This window comes from Mesorhizobium sp. CNPSo 4661, assembly GCF_057784215.1.
Window position 1 is genome coordinate 22706 of record NZ_JBWGIO010000035.1, and the last position, 13479, is coordinate 36184.

The window sequence follows — 13479 nt, forward strand, 5'->3', positions numbered from 1 at the left end:
CACGCGGCAGATGCGCGTCGGAAGTCGGCGTACTAGTTGAGCGCCGCCGTCGGCCGCAGCAAGCCGACCTTGGCGCCGATGCGGCTTTCGATTGCGGGATGGGCGAGTTCGGTAAGCTTTGCCGCAACCGCATCGTCGCCGCGCAGCAACTTTGCCAGCACCGCGGCGATCATCACCTCTGCCGCCCTGCCGGCGCCGTCATCGCATTTCAAGGCGATGCCGAGGCCAAGTTCGGGCAATGCCGCGCAATACACGCCTTCGGCGCCGGTCTTGACGAAGATGCGGCCGGGAGCGGCCTGCATCAGCGCGACATCGGCCTTGCCGGTGCCGGCAACCAGGAACGGCTCGGCCATGCAAGCCGAGAGCAGTCGCTTCGCGGCCTTGGCGCGCTCGGGGGCAAAGCCCCTGCCCGTCGCCATGCGGGCAAAGCCTCGGGCGAAGCTCTTCAGCGGCACGGCGTAGGTCGGGATCGAGCAGCCGTCTATGCCGCTGTTGTCGACGCCGTGCGCCGTGCCGGTCACGGCTTGCATCGCGTCACGCACCATCTCCTGCTGCGCATGACCCGCCTTGACATAGCCAGCGTGCGCGATGCCGGCGTGGACGCAGGTGCAAAGGAAGCCGGAATGCTTGCCGGAGCAATTGTTGTGCAAAGCGTTGGGAACGCCGCCGGCGCGGGCGAGCGCAATGGTGGCATCGTGGCTCGAGGGCCAATGCGCGCCGCATTCGAGCGCGGTCTTGTCGAGGCCGGCCTTGGCGAGCATCGCCGTCGCCAGTTCGACATGGGCGGGCTCGCCCGAATGCGAGGCGCAGGCCAGCGCAAGTTCGCGGTCGCCGAAACCATAGGCGTCGGCAGCACCCGATTCGACCAGCGGCAAGGCCTGGATGGCTTTCACCGCGGAGCGCGGGAAGACCGGGCGGTCCGTGTCGCCGATCTCCCAGACGGCCTTGCCGTCGGCGTCGACGACGCAAACCGCGCCGCGGTGCGCGCTTTCCACCACCGCGCCGCGCGTGACTTCGACCAGAACCGGATTTGTCATATTGCCTCCCGCGCGCGCCCAGAGGGCGCGCCTTAATGCGGGCCGCTTCTATCTGATCCGGTCGAGGATGGAAACGTAGTTGGCGACCGCCGCGCCGCCCATGTTGAAGATACCACCGAGCTTGGCCCCCGGCACCTGGATGCCGCCGGCTTCGCCGGTCAGTTGCATGGCGGTCAGCACATGCATCGACACGCCGGTGGCGCCGATCGGGTGGCCCTTGGCCTTCAGGCCGCCGGATGGGTTGACCGGCAGGCGACCGTCCTTGGCCGTCGTGCCGTCCAGCGCCAGCCTGGCACCCTCGCCGGGCTTGGCCAGACCCATCGCCTCATATTCGATCAATTCGGCGATGGTGAAGCAGTCATGCGTCTCGACGAAGGAGAGGTCGTCGAGCGTGACGCCGGCCTTCTTCAGCGCTTGCTCCCAGGCGCGCTCGCACCCCTCGAAGGAGAGGATATCGCGCTTGGACATCGGCAGGAAGTCCTGCACATGCTCATTGGCGCGGAAGGTCACGGCACGGCGCATCCTCAGCGCCGTCGCGGTGTCGGTGAGCACCAGCGCAGCGGCGCCGTCCGAGACCAGCGAGCAATCTGTGCGCTTCAGCGGACCGGCGACGAACGGATTCTTCTCGCTTTCCTGGCGGCAGAATTCGTAGCCGAAATCCTTGCGCATCTGCGCGTAGGGATTTTCGACGCCATTCCGGTGGTTCTTGGCCGCGATCATGGCCAGCGCATCCGACTGGTCGCCATAGCGCTGGAAATAGGCCTGCGCGATCTTGCCGAAGACGCCGGCGAAGCCTGCCGGCGTGTCGCCGTCTTCCGGCAGGTAGGATGCCTTGAGCAGGTTCTTGCCGATCTCGGGACCGGGCGTCGTCGTCATCTGCTCGGCGCCGACCACCAGCACGATGCGGGCGGCGTTGGCGTCGATGGCGCGGATGCCTTGCCGCACCGCTGCCGAGCCGGTGGCGCAGGCGTTCTCGACGCGCGTCGCCGGCTTGAAGCGCAGCCGGTCGTCGGCCTGCAGCACAAGGCTCGCGGTGAAATCCTGCGGCGAGAAGCCGGCGTTGAAATGGCCAAGCACGATCTCGTCGACATCGTCGGGGCCGATGCCGGCATGGTCGAGCGCCTCGACCGCAACCTTGGTGATCAGGCCCTCCAGCGTCTCGCCTTCGAGCTTGCCGAAGCGCGAATGCGCCCAGCCGACGATGCATGCGGTCATGGCAACCTCCATTTGCGCCGCAACGTAGCACGATCCTTCGCGGCACGTGACTCAATATTGTTCAATAGTGAACCGTTTTCCAGCCCAAGGCATGGGCCAGAACGACATGATCGGTTGATCCCAGCGTCGGTTTTTTATTGATTGACGCGTCAATAAAAAATAATCTCGCTGCGAACCGGATACCAAAATGCCAAAAATCGGAATGGAGCCAGTGCGCCGCAAGGCGCTGATCGACGCGACGATCTCGGCGATCGGCGAGCGCGGATCGCTGGATGTGACGATGTCGGAGATCGCGGGCCGCGCCGGCGTGTCGTCGGCGCTGGCGCATCACTATTTCGGCGCCAAGGACGAGCTGCTGTTCGCGACGATGCGCCATATCCTCGCCGAACTCAACACCGACACAAGGCGCGCGTTCAGCCTTGCCGCGACGCCGCGCCAGCGCGTTTCGGCCGTCGTCGCCGTCAGCTTTTCCGACGACCAGTTCCAGCCCCAGATCATCGCCGCCTGGCTCGCCTTCTATGTCGAGGCGCAGAAATCGACCGAGCTGCGGCGACTGCTGCGCATCTATGCGCGGCGGCTGCATTCGAACCTGATGAGCGGGCTGACCGGCATCCTGCCCCGGACCGAGGCCGACCGCGTGGCGGAAGCGACCGCGGCGCTGATCGACGGGCTCTATATCCGCCGCGCGCTGAAGGACGGCGTGCCGGACGCGCGGACCGCGATCGCGCTCGTGGAAGACTATCTCGAAACCAAGCTCAACGGACGGAGCCTGCCTTGACCACCCGGCGACCCAATTTCCTGATCGTCATGGTCGATCAGCTCAACGGCACGCTCTTCCCGGACGGTCCGGCCGAGTTCCTGCATGCGCCGCATCTGAAGGCGCTGGCCGCGCGCTCGGCGCGCTTCGCCAACAACTACACCGCTTCGCCTCTCTGCGCCCCGGGCCGCGCCTCGTTCATGAGCGGGCAACTGCCGTCACGCACGGGTGTCTATGACAACGCGGCCGAGTTCGCCTCGTCGATCCCGACCTTCGCCCATCACCTGCGCGGCGCCGGCTATTACACCTGCCTGTCGGGCAAGATGCATTTCGTCGGACCGGACCAATTGCATGGTTTCGAGGAACGGCTGACCACCGACATCTATCCAGCCGATTTCGGCTGGACGCCGGACTATCGCAAGCCCGGTGAGCGCATCGACTGGTGGTACCACAATCTGGGTTCGGTCACCGGCGCCGGCGTCGCCGAGACCACCAACCAGATGGAATATGATGACGAAGTCGTGTTCCTGGCGACGCAAAAGCTTTACCAGCTGTCGCGTGAGCAGGACGATGCGGACCGCCGACCCTGGTGCCTTACCGTTTCGCTGTCGCATCCGCACGACCCCTATGTGGCGCGCAAGCAGTATTGGGATCTTTACGAGAACTGCCAGGCGCTCGATCCGGAAACGCCGTTCATCCCGTATGATGAGCAGGATACGCATTCGCAGCGGCTCTACCGCGCCAGCGATTATGCGTCCTTCGATATTACCGATGAACAGGTACGCCGTTCGCGGCGCGGTTACTTCGCCAACATCTCCTATGTCGACGACAAGCTCGGCGAGCTTCTGGACGTTTTAAAGCGCACCCGCATGCTCGATGATACCATCATTCTGTTCTGCTCGGATCACGGTGACATGCTTGGCGAGCGTGGCCTGTGGTTCAAGATGAGCTTCTTCGAGGGCTCGGCGCGTGTGCCGCTGATGATCGCCGGCAGGGGCGTGCCGGCCGGGCCGATCGAGGCGCCGGTTTCCAATCTCGACGTGACGCCGACGCTCTGCGACCTCGCCGGCATCGACATTGCCGCGATCGAACCGTGGACGGACGGCCAGTCGCTGCTGCCGCTGCTCGACGGCAAGGCACGCACCGCGCCGGTGCTGATCGAGTATGCCGCGGAAGGCTCTAACGCGCCTCTGGTCGCGATCCGCGACGGCAAATACAAGTTCGTCCATTGCGAGCTCGACGCCCCGCAGTTGTTCGATCTCGCAGCCGATCCGCTCGAACGCGACAACCTGGCCGACGATCCGGCGAACGCCGCCCTGGTCGCTGCGTTCATGGAAAAGGTCAGAGCCCGCTGGGACATGGCCGCTTTCGACGCGGCGGTCCGCGAAAGCCAGGCGCGCCGCTGGGTCGTCTATCCGGCGCTACGCAACGGCGCCTATTACCCGTGGGATTTCCAGCCGCTGCAGAAGGCGTCGGAACGCTACATGCGCAATCACATGAACCTCGACAATCTCGAAGAGAGCAAACGGTATCCGAGAGGCGAATGATGGCAGACATTCTTGTCCCTACGCTTGATCATCTGAAGCAAGCCTATGCCGTCACCTCGACGGCCACGCAGGTGACGCCGCTGCTGGAGTCGGCGGCGTTGGCCAAGGAGACCGGCGCGGCGCGTGTCTTCGTCAAGCCGGAGTCGCTGCAATGGGCCGGCTCCTTCAAGGTGCGCGGCGCCTATTGGCGGCTGAACCGGCTGTCGCCGGATGAGGCGAGAAAGGGCGTGGTGGCCTATTCCTCCGGCAATTTCGCGCAAGGGTTGGCGGCCGCCGGCCAGGCTCTGGGCATTCCGGTCACCATCGTCATGCCGATCGACGCGCCTGCCGCCAAGCGCGACGCGACGGCCGGTTATGGCGCGCGGGTGGTGCTGACCGATCATGGCGACCGCGCCCGCGAGGAGGTCGCCGCCGCGAAAGCGCGGGAGATCGCCGAGACCGAGCACCTCACCTTGCTGCATCCCTTCGACGATCCGGAGATCGTCGCCGGCCAGGCCGGCGCCGGACTGGAAGCACTCGACCAACTGGCGGCGAAGAAGGCGCATGCCGACCTGGTGTTCTGCTCGGTCGGCGGCGGCGGGCTGATCGGCGGCGTCTCGCTCGCCTTCCACTATGTGTCGCCGAAGACCGAAATCATCGCGGTTGAGCCGGAGGGATTCAACGGCATGGGCTCATCGCTGGCGCATGGCGCGATCGAGACGATGCCGATCGGGCCGAAATCGATCTGCGACGGGCTGATGGCGCGCAAGCCCGGCGACGCACCTTTCGCGGCGGTGAGTGCCGCCGGCGTGCGCGGCGTCACCGTCGACGACGCCTCGGTGCGGCGCGCGATGAAGATCGCCTTCGAGCGGATGAAGCTGGTACTCGAGCCGTCGGGCGCGGCCTCGCTGGCGGCGCTGCTCGGCGGCAAGGTGGATGTGAAGGGCAAGACTGTCCTTGTGGTTGCAACCGGCGGCAACGTCTCGCTCGCCGATTTTATGGCGCATATGAACAATGCTTGAAGCGGATTTCGTCATCATCGGCTCCGGCTCCGCCGGCTCGGCCATGGCCTACCGGCTGTCGGAAGACGGCAAGAATTCGGTGATCGTCATCGAGTTTGGCGGCACCGATATGGGGCCGCTGATCCAGATGCCCTCGGCGCTGTCGATCCCGCTCAACATGAGCCTTTACGACTGGGGTTTCGCCAGCGAACCCGAGCCGCATCTCGGCGGACGCGTGCTTGCCACGCCGCGCGGCAAGGTGATCGGCGGCTCCTCCTCGATCAACGGCATGGTCTATGTGCGTGGACATGCGCATGATTTCGACCACTGGGCCGAACAGGGCGCCGCCGGCTGGGCCTTTGCCGACGTGCTTCCCTATTTCAAGCGCATGGAGGATTCCGACGGCGGCGAGGACGGCTGGCGGGGCAGAAGCGGACCATTGCATGTGCAGCGCGGCTCGCGGAAAAATCCGCTCTACGGCGCCTTTGTCGAGGCAGGCCGCCAGGCCGGTTTCGAGCTCACCGACGACTATAACGGCTCGAAGCAGGAAGGTTTTGGGCCGATGGAGCAGACCATCCTGGGCGGCCGCCGCTGGTCGGCGGCGAACGCCTATCTGAGGCCGGCCCTCAAACGCAAGAATGTTAGCCTGCTCAAGGGTTTCGCGCGGCGCGTGGTGATCGAGAATCAACGCGCGATCGGCGTCGAGATCGAAGCTAACAAACAGATTCAGGTCGTTAAGGCGCGGCGTGAGGTGATCGTCGCGGCGTCGTCGATCAATTCACCGAAAATCCTGATGCTGTCCGGCATCGGCCCGGGCGCGCATCTGCAGGAAAACGGCATAAAGGTGATCGCCGACCGGCCGGGCGTCGGTGCCAATCTGCAGGATCATCTGGAACTCTACATCCAGCAGGAATCGACCAAGCCGATCACGCTGAACTCGGTGCTCAATCCTTTCTCCAAGGCATTGATCGGCGCGCAGTGGCTGTTATTCAAGACCGGGCTTGGTGCCACCAATCATTTCGAGGCGGCGGCCTTCGTGCGCTCTGCTGCCGGCGTCGACTACCCCGATATCCAGTATCATTTCATCCCGGCGGCGGTGCGCTATGACGGCAAGGCGGCGGCGAAGTCGCATGGCTTCCAGGCGCATGTCGGGCCGATGCGCTCCAAGTCGCGCGGCTCGGTGACGCTGCGCTCGCCCGATCCGAGGACGAAGCCAGTGATCCGCTTCAACTACATGTCGCACCCCGACGACTGGAGCGAGTTCCGCCACTGCATCCGGCTGACGCGCGAGATCTTCGGCCAGAAGGCATTCGACGGTTTTCGCGGCAAGGAGATTTCGCCGGGCAGCCATGTGCAGACCGACGACGAGCTCGACGCCTTCATCCGCGACCATGCCGAGAGCGCCTACCACCCTTGCGGCACCTGCCGGATGGGTCGCGCCGACGATCTCACAGCCGTCGTCGATCCCGAATGCCGGGTGATCGGCGTCGAAGGCTTGCGCGTCGCCGACTCCTCGATCTTCCCGCGGGTGACCAACGGCAATCTCAACGCGCCGTCGATCATGACCGGCGAGAAGGCCTCCGACCACATCCTGGGCCGCACGCCGCTGGCGCCATCCAACCAGGAACCGTGGATCAATCCGCGCTGGCAGGTGGCGGACCGATAGGGCATTGTCGGGCGGGTGCCCTCCCCGCCCAGCGACCAGGAATGGAGAAAAACCATGCGCGCCCAGCCGACCGCATCGCACTACGTCAATGGCCGCTACATCGAGGATGAAGGCGGCGCGCCACTGCCCGTGATCTATCCGGCGACGGGCGAGACCATAGCGACGCTGCATTCGGCGACGCCCAATGTGCTGGAGCTGGCAATCGAGGCAGCCCGCGCCGCCCAGCCGGCCTGGGCGCGGCTGAAGCCGGTCGAACGCGGCCGCATCCTGCGCCGCGCCGCCGACATCCTGCGGGCGCGCAATGCCGATCTGGCGCGGATCGAGACACTCGACACCGGCAAGGCGATCCAGGAGACGCTGGTGGCGGATGCGCCTTCGGCCGCCGATTGCTTGGAATATTTCGCCGGAGCGGTCGCCGCCTTCAACGGCGAGATGATCGATCTCGGCGGGCCCTTCGCCTACACGCGCCGCGAGCCGCTCGGTGTGTGCGTCGGCATCGGCGCCTGGAACTATCCGATCCAGATCGCCGGCTGGAAGTCGGCGCCGGCTTTGGCCATGGGCAACGCCATGGTGTTCAAGCCCTCGGAGAACACCCCTCTGTCGGCGCTGGCGCTGGCCGAGATCTACTCGGAGGCCGGCCTGCCCGACGGGCTGTTCAACGTCGTGCAGGGCTATGGCGATGTCGGTGCCGGCCTCGTCGGGCATGACGTCGTCGCCAAGGTCTCGGTGACCGGCTCGGTGCCGACCGGCCGCAAGGTGCTATCGCTCGCCGGCTCGAAGATGAAGCACGCGACGATGGAGCTCGGCGGCAAGTCGCCGCTGATCGTCTTCGACGACGCCGATCTCGAGAACGCCATAGGCGGCGCCATGCTCGGCAACTTCTACTCCAGTGGCCAGATCTGCTCCAACGGCACGCGCGTCTTCGTGCAGAAGGGCCTGCATGACCGCTTCGTCGAGCGGCTGGTCGAGCGGACGAAAAAAATCCGCATCGGCGATCCGCTCGATCCCGAGACGCAGATGGGCCCGCTGGTCAACAAGGCACAGCAGGACAAGGTCGTCTCCTACATCGAAGCCGGCAAGCACGATGGCGCCAGCCTCGCCTGCGGCGGCAATGTGCCGTCGCTGCAGGGTTTCGGAGGCGGTTTCTTTGTCGAGCCGACGGTGTTCACCGGCGTCACCGACACCATGCGCATCGCGCGTGAAGAGATTTTCGGGCCGGTGATGAGCGTCTTGAAATTCGACAGCGAGGACGAGGTGATCGAGCGCGCCAATGACACCGAGTTCGGCCTGGCAGCCGGCGTGTTCACGCGCGACCTGCCGCGCGCGCATCGGGTGATCGCCGAGCTGCAGGCCGGCACCTGCTGGATCAACGCCTACAATCTCACGCCTGTGGAAATGCCCTTCGGCGGCGTCAAGCAGTCCGGCATCGGGCGGGAGAATTCCCTGGCGGCGCTGGCGCACTACTCGCAGCTGAAGGCGGTCTATGTGGAGACGGGAGACGTGGCGGCGCCTTATTGAGCTGGCAAACGGCTTTGGTCAGACTATCATAAATTGATAAGAATGGATAATCCAAAGGATGATGCCATGCCTGCCAGCTACAATATCGGCTCCCGTTATGAGGCATTCGTACGCGAGCTTGTCGAGAGTGGCCGCTACGCGAGCGCCAGCGAAGTGGTACGCGACAGCTTGCTTGAGGAACGCGAGGAGCAGCGGCAGGTGAAACTTGCTGCATTGCGTGAAGATATCCGTAAGGGGAAGGAAAGCGGGCCTGGCATTCCAGCGTCGGAGGTTCTTGACCGGCTGGAGGCGAAATACCGCGACAAAAGCCACACCTAGAGCAATTCCAGGAAAAGTGTGAGCGGTTTTCCGTACGGAATTGCGTAAAAACAAAGAGATAGAGCGGTTCGCCGTTTCTATGAAACGGTGAAACGCTCTAATGGCAGTCACCTTCTCACCCGCCGCCGCCAGAGATGTCGAGGAAATTGGCGACTACATCCATAGCGAAAACCCAGCGGCTGCCCGACGCTTTGTAGCGGCGCTCAGAGCGCGGTGCGATCGCATCGCCAACGCACCACGTGGGGCGCGCCTCGATACTCGTTGTCACCAGACCTACGATCTGTCCCGTTTCAGCACTATGTAATCTTCTATGTGGCTGAAGGTGACGATGTGCGAATTGAGCGAGTCGTGCACGGCGCTCGCGACATCGATGCTATTTTCGAGGTGGACGACGACGCGTAGCCGCTGGCGTCAACCTTCACCCCTTCTCCGCCGTCCCGTCCAGATACTGCGTCAGCGCACAGACCAGGTGATAGAAGATGCTCGCCGGCACCTCGGTCGCCAGCGAGCGGCCGCGCTCGTCGATGCGGTCGATCCAGAGGCCGAGCGGCGCCGGGTCTATGTGCCAGCGGAACAGGCGACCGACGCGCGCCTCGATCTCGGGCTTGAGGTCCGGCCCGCCCGAGCCGTCGAGCGCGATCGCCGCCTTGATCGCCTCGGCTTGCGGCCAGCTTCGCGAGACTGTGTCGAGCGGCAGCCCCTGGCGCGAGACGGCGCCGTAGGCAAGGCCGGTAGCGCGGTTGAGGCCGTTGGCAATGGCTGAGGCATAGAGTTTACGGGCAAAGGCTGTGAGCTCGCTCTGGCCGCTGCGGGCGGCGAAATCGACCAGCAGCGAGGCCCATTCGAAATGATGGCCGGGCTCGGTCCAGTTGGCCTTTCCGTTCGCCGCCGGCCTCCAGCCTTCGTCGAAATATTCGCCGAGCGTCCAGCTCTCGGCATCGAAGAAATGGCTGCGGAAAAGGTCGATGATGCGCGCCGCGCGGCGCAGATAGGCGCGCTCGCCGGTCGCCTGATGCCAGGCGAGAAAAGCCTCCAGAAAATGCATATGCGGGTTGGAGCGCCGCTCGTCCGCGCCGTCGGAGGTTTCCAGAAAGCCGGTCATGCGGCTGTCTTCGAGATGCGCGTCGAGGAAGGCAAACGTCTCCTCGCCGAGCCGCAGCGCGTCGGGATGGCCCGACATGTGGGCGTGGGCGAGCGCCAGAAGCACGCAGGAATGGTCATAGGCGTCCTCAACCGGATCGGCGACCGAACCGTCGATGTTGAGCGTGCGCACCCAGCCGCCACGCTCGGTACGGCCCTGACCGGCCATAAAGTCGATGCCGTGCGCGATCAGCCGGTCGGCCGGCCCATCCCAGCCTCGCTCCTTGGCGACCGCGAAGGCATAGACCTGACGCGCCTGCGTGCGCATGCGCTTGGGTTTCATCAGCGGCGCGGCGTCGAAGCCCAGCGCCTCATGAAAACCGCCATGGCGCTCGTCGACGCCAAGGGTCGACCATAGCGGCAGCGTCTCATCGAACAGCCAGTGGCGCACGCGCCGCCGCCAGGCGCCGCTCTCGATGACGCGGTCATGCGCCGGCGTGAACCTGGTCTCCAGCCGGCCGGATTTCTCCAACTGCTCGACAATCTTCTTGACGTGCTGGCTGTGGCTGACCGGCGCGACGAACGTGGCGTCGGCGGTGGAGACGACGGCCACGTCCTTCATGCCGATGGCCGAGAGCAGCCGCCCATCGCTGCGGATGTAGGAGTTCTCGCAATCGATGGCGACGACGTCTCCGACGATGACGTTGCCGTCCTTGTCGGACGGGCCGACGTCGAGCAGCGATTGCCAGGAGCCGAGATCGTTCCAGCGGAAGCCGGCGGGCACCATGGCGATGTCTTTCGCGCGTTCCATGATGGCGTAGTCGATCGAGGTCGACGGGATCGCGGAATAAAGTTCCAGCGGCATATAAAGGCCGGACAGATCGCTGGTCGCAGCCTTGTAGGCGGCTTCCGTCGCCTGCCAGATTTGCGGTTCATGGGCCGCGAAGGCGTCGCGCATGGCGCCGGCGCGGAACAGGAAGATGCCGGTGTTCCAGTAGAAGCTGCCGGTGTCGAGATAGGCTTGCGCGGTGGCGAGATCCGGCTTCTCGACGAAGCGCGACACGTCGAAGACACCGTCCTTGCCGGCCCCGACCTCGATATAGCCATAGCCGGTCTCGGGCTGTGTCGGCTTGAGGCCGAACACCACGAGCCGGCCGGCATTAGCCGCCGCCGCGCCCGCCTCGATGCTTTGCCAGAACTGGCGAGGCGTCGATATCTCGTGATCCGACGGCACCACCAGCACCAGCTCGTCGCCATATTCGGAGAGCGTGCGCAGGCTGGCCAGCGCCACGGCGGCCGCCGTGTTACGGCCCGTCGGCTCGAACAGCGGTCCGCCGCCGGCAAGATCGAGACCGGCAAGGTCGGCATGGACGCGCTCGGCGTGACGCTCCGCCGCGATCAGGAAGATCGGCGTCTCACCGTCGGGCCGCGCCGCCAGCCGGCGCAAGGTCTTGGCCAGCATCGAGCCATCGCCCGAGAAGTCGTGGAACTGCTTGGGGTTGTCCTCGCGCGACAACGGCCAAAGCCGCGATCCGACGCCGCCGCTCATGACAAAACTGACGATGCGCTGGCTCATGAACGACCTTGTCAAAAAGTCCGGCTCCGACGGCCTGGACTTACGACAAAAGCCTTTAAGCCCACCTTTACCCGACAGCCAAATCCTATGCCATTCAGGCAAGCTTCGCGAAAGAAGGGAAATGCGACGGAAGTGCTGTCATTGGCGCTTGCAGGATCGGAACGTGGCAGCTATAAGCCCGCGGTCTGGTCACGGAGTGTAGCGCAGTCTGGTAGCGCACCTCGTTCGGGACGAGGGGGTCGCAGGTTCAAATCCTGCCACTCCGACCAGAAAAAACAAGCACTTGGCTTTTCCCGAAATCGCTATCCGTCTCAAAGCAGGACCGCGGTCAAGCGTCGCCATAACTCGTGGGCAGATGGCGCTGCAGTTCCATCGCGTCGTGGAGAACGCGACCAATTCCGATGACCTGGGAGGTCATCCGGTAGAGGAGGAAATGGCGCGGTCGCAGGACAACACCATGTTCGGTCTTTGCGCTGTCCCGACTATAGCGCAGATGATAACTGCGGATATTGTTTCCCAGCTCCGCCCGGGGGATGCTTCCCACCCGTTCGGGATCGGCGGCAATGTCGCTCAGGGCCACGATCAGCAGCCGTTCATAACGGACACGCGCGATCTCGCCGAAATAGACTTCCGTGTGGGCGAGTATCTGGACGATGTCTTCCTGCGCGGCCGCCGAAAGCCGATATAGGACCATGGCCTTACAAGCCGGCTTTTTTCGCGCGCAAGCTTGCCTGTTGTCCTAGGCCACTCATAAATTCTTCGAGGCCGTCTTCAGTAACATCCTCGAAACGACCTTGCTCGATGTCGTGGAAGCCAATGGCGGCCGCCTCCTTGAGTGCGGCTAGCTTCGCGGCTTCCCTCGCCTCGCGCTGCTCGATCAGCCGCAAGCCATCACGCAACACCTCGCTGGCGTTCTGATAGCGCCCGGTTTTCACCAAACGGTCGATCACTTCCTCAAGGTGTTCTGTTAGGACAACATTGCGTGTCGGCATCGCGATATCCGCTCCAATTCAGCCAGCATAATACAGGGCATGGCATATTATGCCAATGAGCGTTGTGGTCGTCACCGTCGCTTGGGAGGATGGCTAGGCTGAGGAAACAGGAATCGCGCAACAATGCTCGACAATAGGTTCTCACTTTGACCTAATGGCAGCCCCACCCGATTTCGGATGCGCGGGGAATGTATAACGGCGAACCAAGGTTAAGAGTATGAAGTTCACGCCGACAACCATTGTACCGATGATTACGCTCCTGCTTGTTGCCGCCGGCTGCTCGTCGACCACCGCGTCGATCAGCCCGGCGAAATACGACAAGATGAACTGCCCGGAGCTCAACGGCGCGGTCGGCGACACCGCCACCGATATTTCACGCACAGCAATCGCCCGCGGCAGGGTCGCCAACACCCCCGTGCCGACGTGGCTGCTCGGCGGCGAGCGCGTGAAGACTGTGGTGGCCAATCGCGAAACCGCCCGGATCGACAGGTTGCAGCAACAGCAGCAGGTGATCGTCGCGACGCGGAGGCAGAGGTGCCCGGCCTCGCAGTAGCCGAACCGATCAGGCTTGCCGGGTTCAAGCGCTCATGCGGAACTTTGTCGTATCGATCGCGGCCTTCATCAGCGTCTGTGTATAGGCTTCACGCGGATTGTCGAAGATCTCCTGCGTCGGACCTTCCTCGACGATCTTTCCCTGCTTCATCACGATGATGTAGTCGGCCATGGCGCGAACCACCGCGAGGTCATGGCTGATGAACAGGTAGGACAGTTCGTGGTCGGCCTGCAGCTTGCG

General features: G+C 64.2%; 13 protein-coding genes, 1 tRNA gene and 1 pseudogene. 9 read left to right on the forward strand and 6 right to left on the reverse strand.

What is annotated here, in order from left to right; all coding sequences use genetic code 11:
- Positions 1-32 precede the first annotated feature (32 nt).
- A complete protein-coding gene (locus AC0YKC_RS31710) occupies positions 33-1037 on the reverse strand; it encodes an asparaginase (protein WP_488513904.1) in 1005 nt (334 codons plus the stop codon).
- 48 nt (positions 1038-1085) lie between these two features.
- The gene (locus AC0YKC_RS31715; RefSeq protein WP_488513905.1) at positions 1086-2252 is read right to left on the reverse strand and encodes an acetyl-CoA acetyltransferase; all 1167 of its coding nucleotides are present in this window, start codon (positions 2250-2252) and stop codon (positions 1086-1088) included.
- Between the two features lie 187 nt (positions 2253-2439).
- Here AC0YKC_RS31715 and betI point away from each other — a divergent pair, with 187 nt between their 5' ends.
- The 7 genes and pseudogenes from betI (at position 2440) to AC0YKC_RS31750 (ending at position 9440) form a co-directional block, all read left to right on the forward strand.
- A complete protein-coding gene (betI, locus tag AC0YKC_RS31720) occupies positions 2440-3030 on the forward strand; it encodes a choline-binding transcriptional repressor BetI (RefSeq protein ID WP_320294871.1) in 591 nt (196 codons plus the stop codon).
- Positions 3027-4556: a choline-sulfatase gene (gene betC / locus AC0YKC_RS31725; protein WP_320294870.1), complete on the forward strand. Its 1530-nt coding sequence runs from the start codon at positions 3027-3029 to the stop codon at positions 4554-4556. Before betI ends, betC begins: the two co-directional genes overlap by 4 nt.
- Positions 4553-5557, forward strand: coding sequence for a threonine/serine dehydratase family protein (locus AC0YKC_RS31730; protein ID WP_488513906.1), 1005 nt, complete (start codon positions 4553-4555; stop codon positions 5555-5557). Before betC ends, AC0YKC_RS31730 begins: the two co-directional genes overlap by 4 nt.
- On the forward strand, positions 5550-7202 hold the full coding sequence (gene betA / locus AC0YKC_RS31735) for a choline dehydrogenase (protein WP_488513907.1): 1653 nt from the start codon (positions 5550-5552) through the stop codon (positions 7200-7202). Before AC0YKC_RS31730 ends, betA begins: the two co-directional genes overlap by 8 nt.
- Positions 7203-7256: 54 nt before the next feature.
- Positions 7257-8720: a betaine-aldehyde dehydrogenase gene (gene betB, locus AC0YKC_RS31740; protein WP_488513908.1), complete on the forward strand. Its 1464-nt coding sequence runs from the start codon at positions 7257-7259 to the stop codon at positions 8718-8720.
- A 66-nt stretch (positions 8721-8786) separates the two neighbouring features.
- Positions 8787-9038 (forward strand): type II toxin-antitoxin system ParD family antitoxin, encoded by a 252-nt coding sequence (locus tag AC0YKC_RS31745; RefSeq protein WP_320294865.1) that lies wholly within the window; start codon positions 8787-8789, stop codon positions 9036-9038.
- 100 nt (positions 9039-9138) lie between these two features.
- Positions 9139-9440: pseudogene (locus AC0YKC_RS31750) on the forward strand (type II toxin-antitoxin system RelE/ParE family toxin).
- Positions 9441-9456: 16 nt separating this feature from the next.
- Here the strand turns inward: AC0YKC_RS31750 and AC0YKC_RS31755 are convergent.
- A complete protein-coding gene (locus tag AC0YKC_RS31755; RefSeq protein ID WP_488513909.1) occupies positions 9457-11694 on the reverse strand; it encodes a mannose-1-phosphate guanylyltransferase/mannose-6-phosphate isomerase in 2238 nt (745 codons plus the stop codon).
- Between the two features lie 192 nt (positions 11695-11886).
- Here AC0YKC_RS31755 and AC0YKC_RS31760 point away from each other — a divergent pair.
- A tRNA-Pro gene (locus AC0YKC_RS31760) sits at positions 11887-11963 on the forward strand.
- Between the two features lie 59 nt (positions 11964-12022).
- On the opposite strand, the gene AC0YKC_RS31765 is transcribed toward AC0YKC_RS31760, so the two are convergent.
- On the reverse strand, positions 12023-12388 hold the full coding sequence (locus AC0YKC_RS31765; RefSeq protein ID WP_488513910.1) for a type II toxin-antitoxin system RelE/ParE family toxin: 366 nt from the start codon (positions 12386-12388) through the stop codon (positions 12023-12025).
- Between the two features lie 4 nt (positions 12389-12392).
- Entirely contained in the window at positions 12393-12686 is a 294-nt protein-coding gene (locus AC0YKC_RS31770) for a type II toxin-antitoxin system ParD family antitoxin (RefSeq protein ID WP_488513911.1), read from the reverse strand.
- Positions 12687-12903: 217 nt separating this feature from the next.
- On the opposite strand from AC0YKC_RS31770, the gene AC0YKC_RS31775 reads away from it, so the two are divergent.
- Positions 12904-13239, forward strand: coding sequence for a hypothetical protein (locus tag AC0YKC_RS31775; RefSeq protein ID WP_488513912.1), 336 nt, complete (start codon positions 12904-12906; stop codon positions 13237-13239).
- 24 nt (positions 13240-13263) lie between these two features.
- On the opposite strand, the gene AC0YKC_RS31780 is transcribed toward AC0YKC_RS31775, so the two are convergent.
- A partial coding sequence (locus AC0YKC_RS31780; protein ID WP_488513913.1) for an ABC transporter ATP-binding protein occupies positions 13264-13479 on the reverse strand: 216 nt, incomplete at its 5' end.

Bases quoted from the DNA above. Each gene is read 5' to 3' on its own strand.
- AC0YKC_RS31710 (WP_488513904.1), bottom strand. From the start codon at position 1,037: ATGACAAATCCGGTTCTGGTCGAAGTCACGCGCGGCGCGGTGGTGGAA.
- AC0YKC_RS31715 (WP_488513905.1), bottom strand. From the start codon at position 2,252: ATGACCGCATGCATCGTCGGCTGGGCGCATTCGCGCTTCGGCAAGCTC.
- betI (WP_320294871.1), top strand. From the start codon at position 2,440: ATGCCAAAAATCGGAATGGAGCCAGTGCGCCGCAAGGCGCTGATCGAC.
- AC0YKC_RS31730 (WP_488513906.1), top strand. From the start codon at position 4,553: ATGATGGCAGACATTCTTGTCCCTACGCTTGATCATCTGAAGCAAGCC.
- betA (WP_488513907.1), top strand. From the start codon at position 5,550: ATGCTTGAAGCGGATTTCGTCATCATCGGCTCCGGCTCCGCCGGCTCG.
- betB (WP_488513908.1), top strand. From the start codon at position 7,257: ATGCGCGCCCAGCCGACCGCATCGCACTACGTCAATGGCCGCTACATC.
- AC0YKC_RS31745 (WP_320294865.1), top strand. From the start codon at position 8,787: ATGCCTGCCAGCTACAATATCGGCTCCCGTTATGAGGCATTCGTACGC.
- AC0YKC_RS31755 (WP_488513909.1), bottom strand. From the start codon at position 11,694: ATGAGCCAGCGCATCGTCAGTTTTGTCATGAGCGGCGGCGTCGGATCG.
- AC0YKC_RS31765 (WP_488513910.1), bottom strand. From the start codon at position 12,388: ATGGTCCTATATCGGCTTTCGGCGGCCGCGCAGGAAGACATCGTCCAG.
- AC0YKC_RS31770 (WP_488513911.1), bottom strand. From the start codon at position 12,686: ATGCCGACACGCAATGTTGTCCTAACAGAACACCTTGAGGAAGTGATC.
- AC0YKC_RS31775 (WP_488513912.1), top strand. From the start codon at position 12,904: ATGAAGTTCACGCCGACAACCATTGTACCGATGATTACGCTCCTGCTT.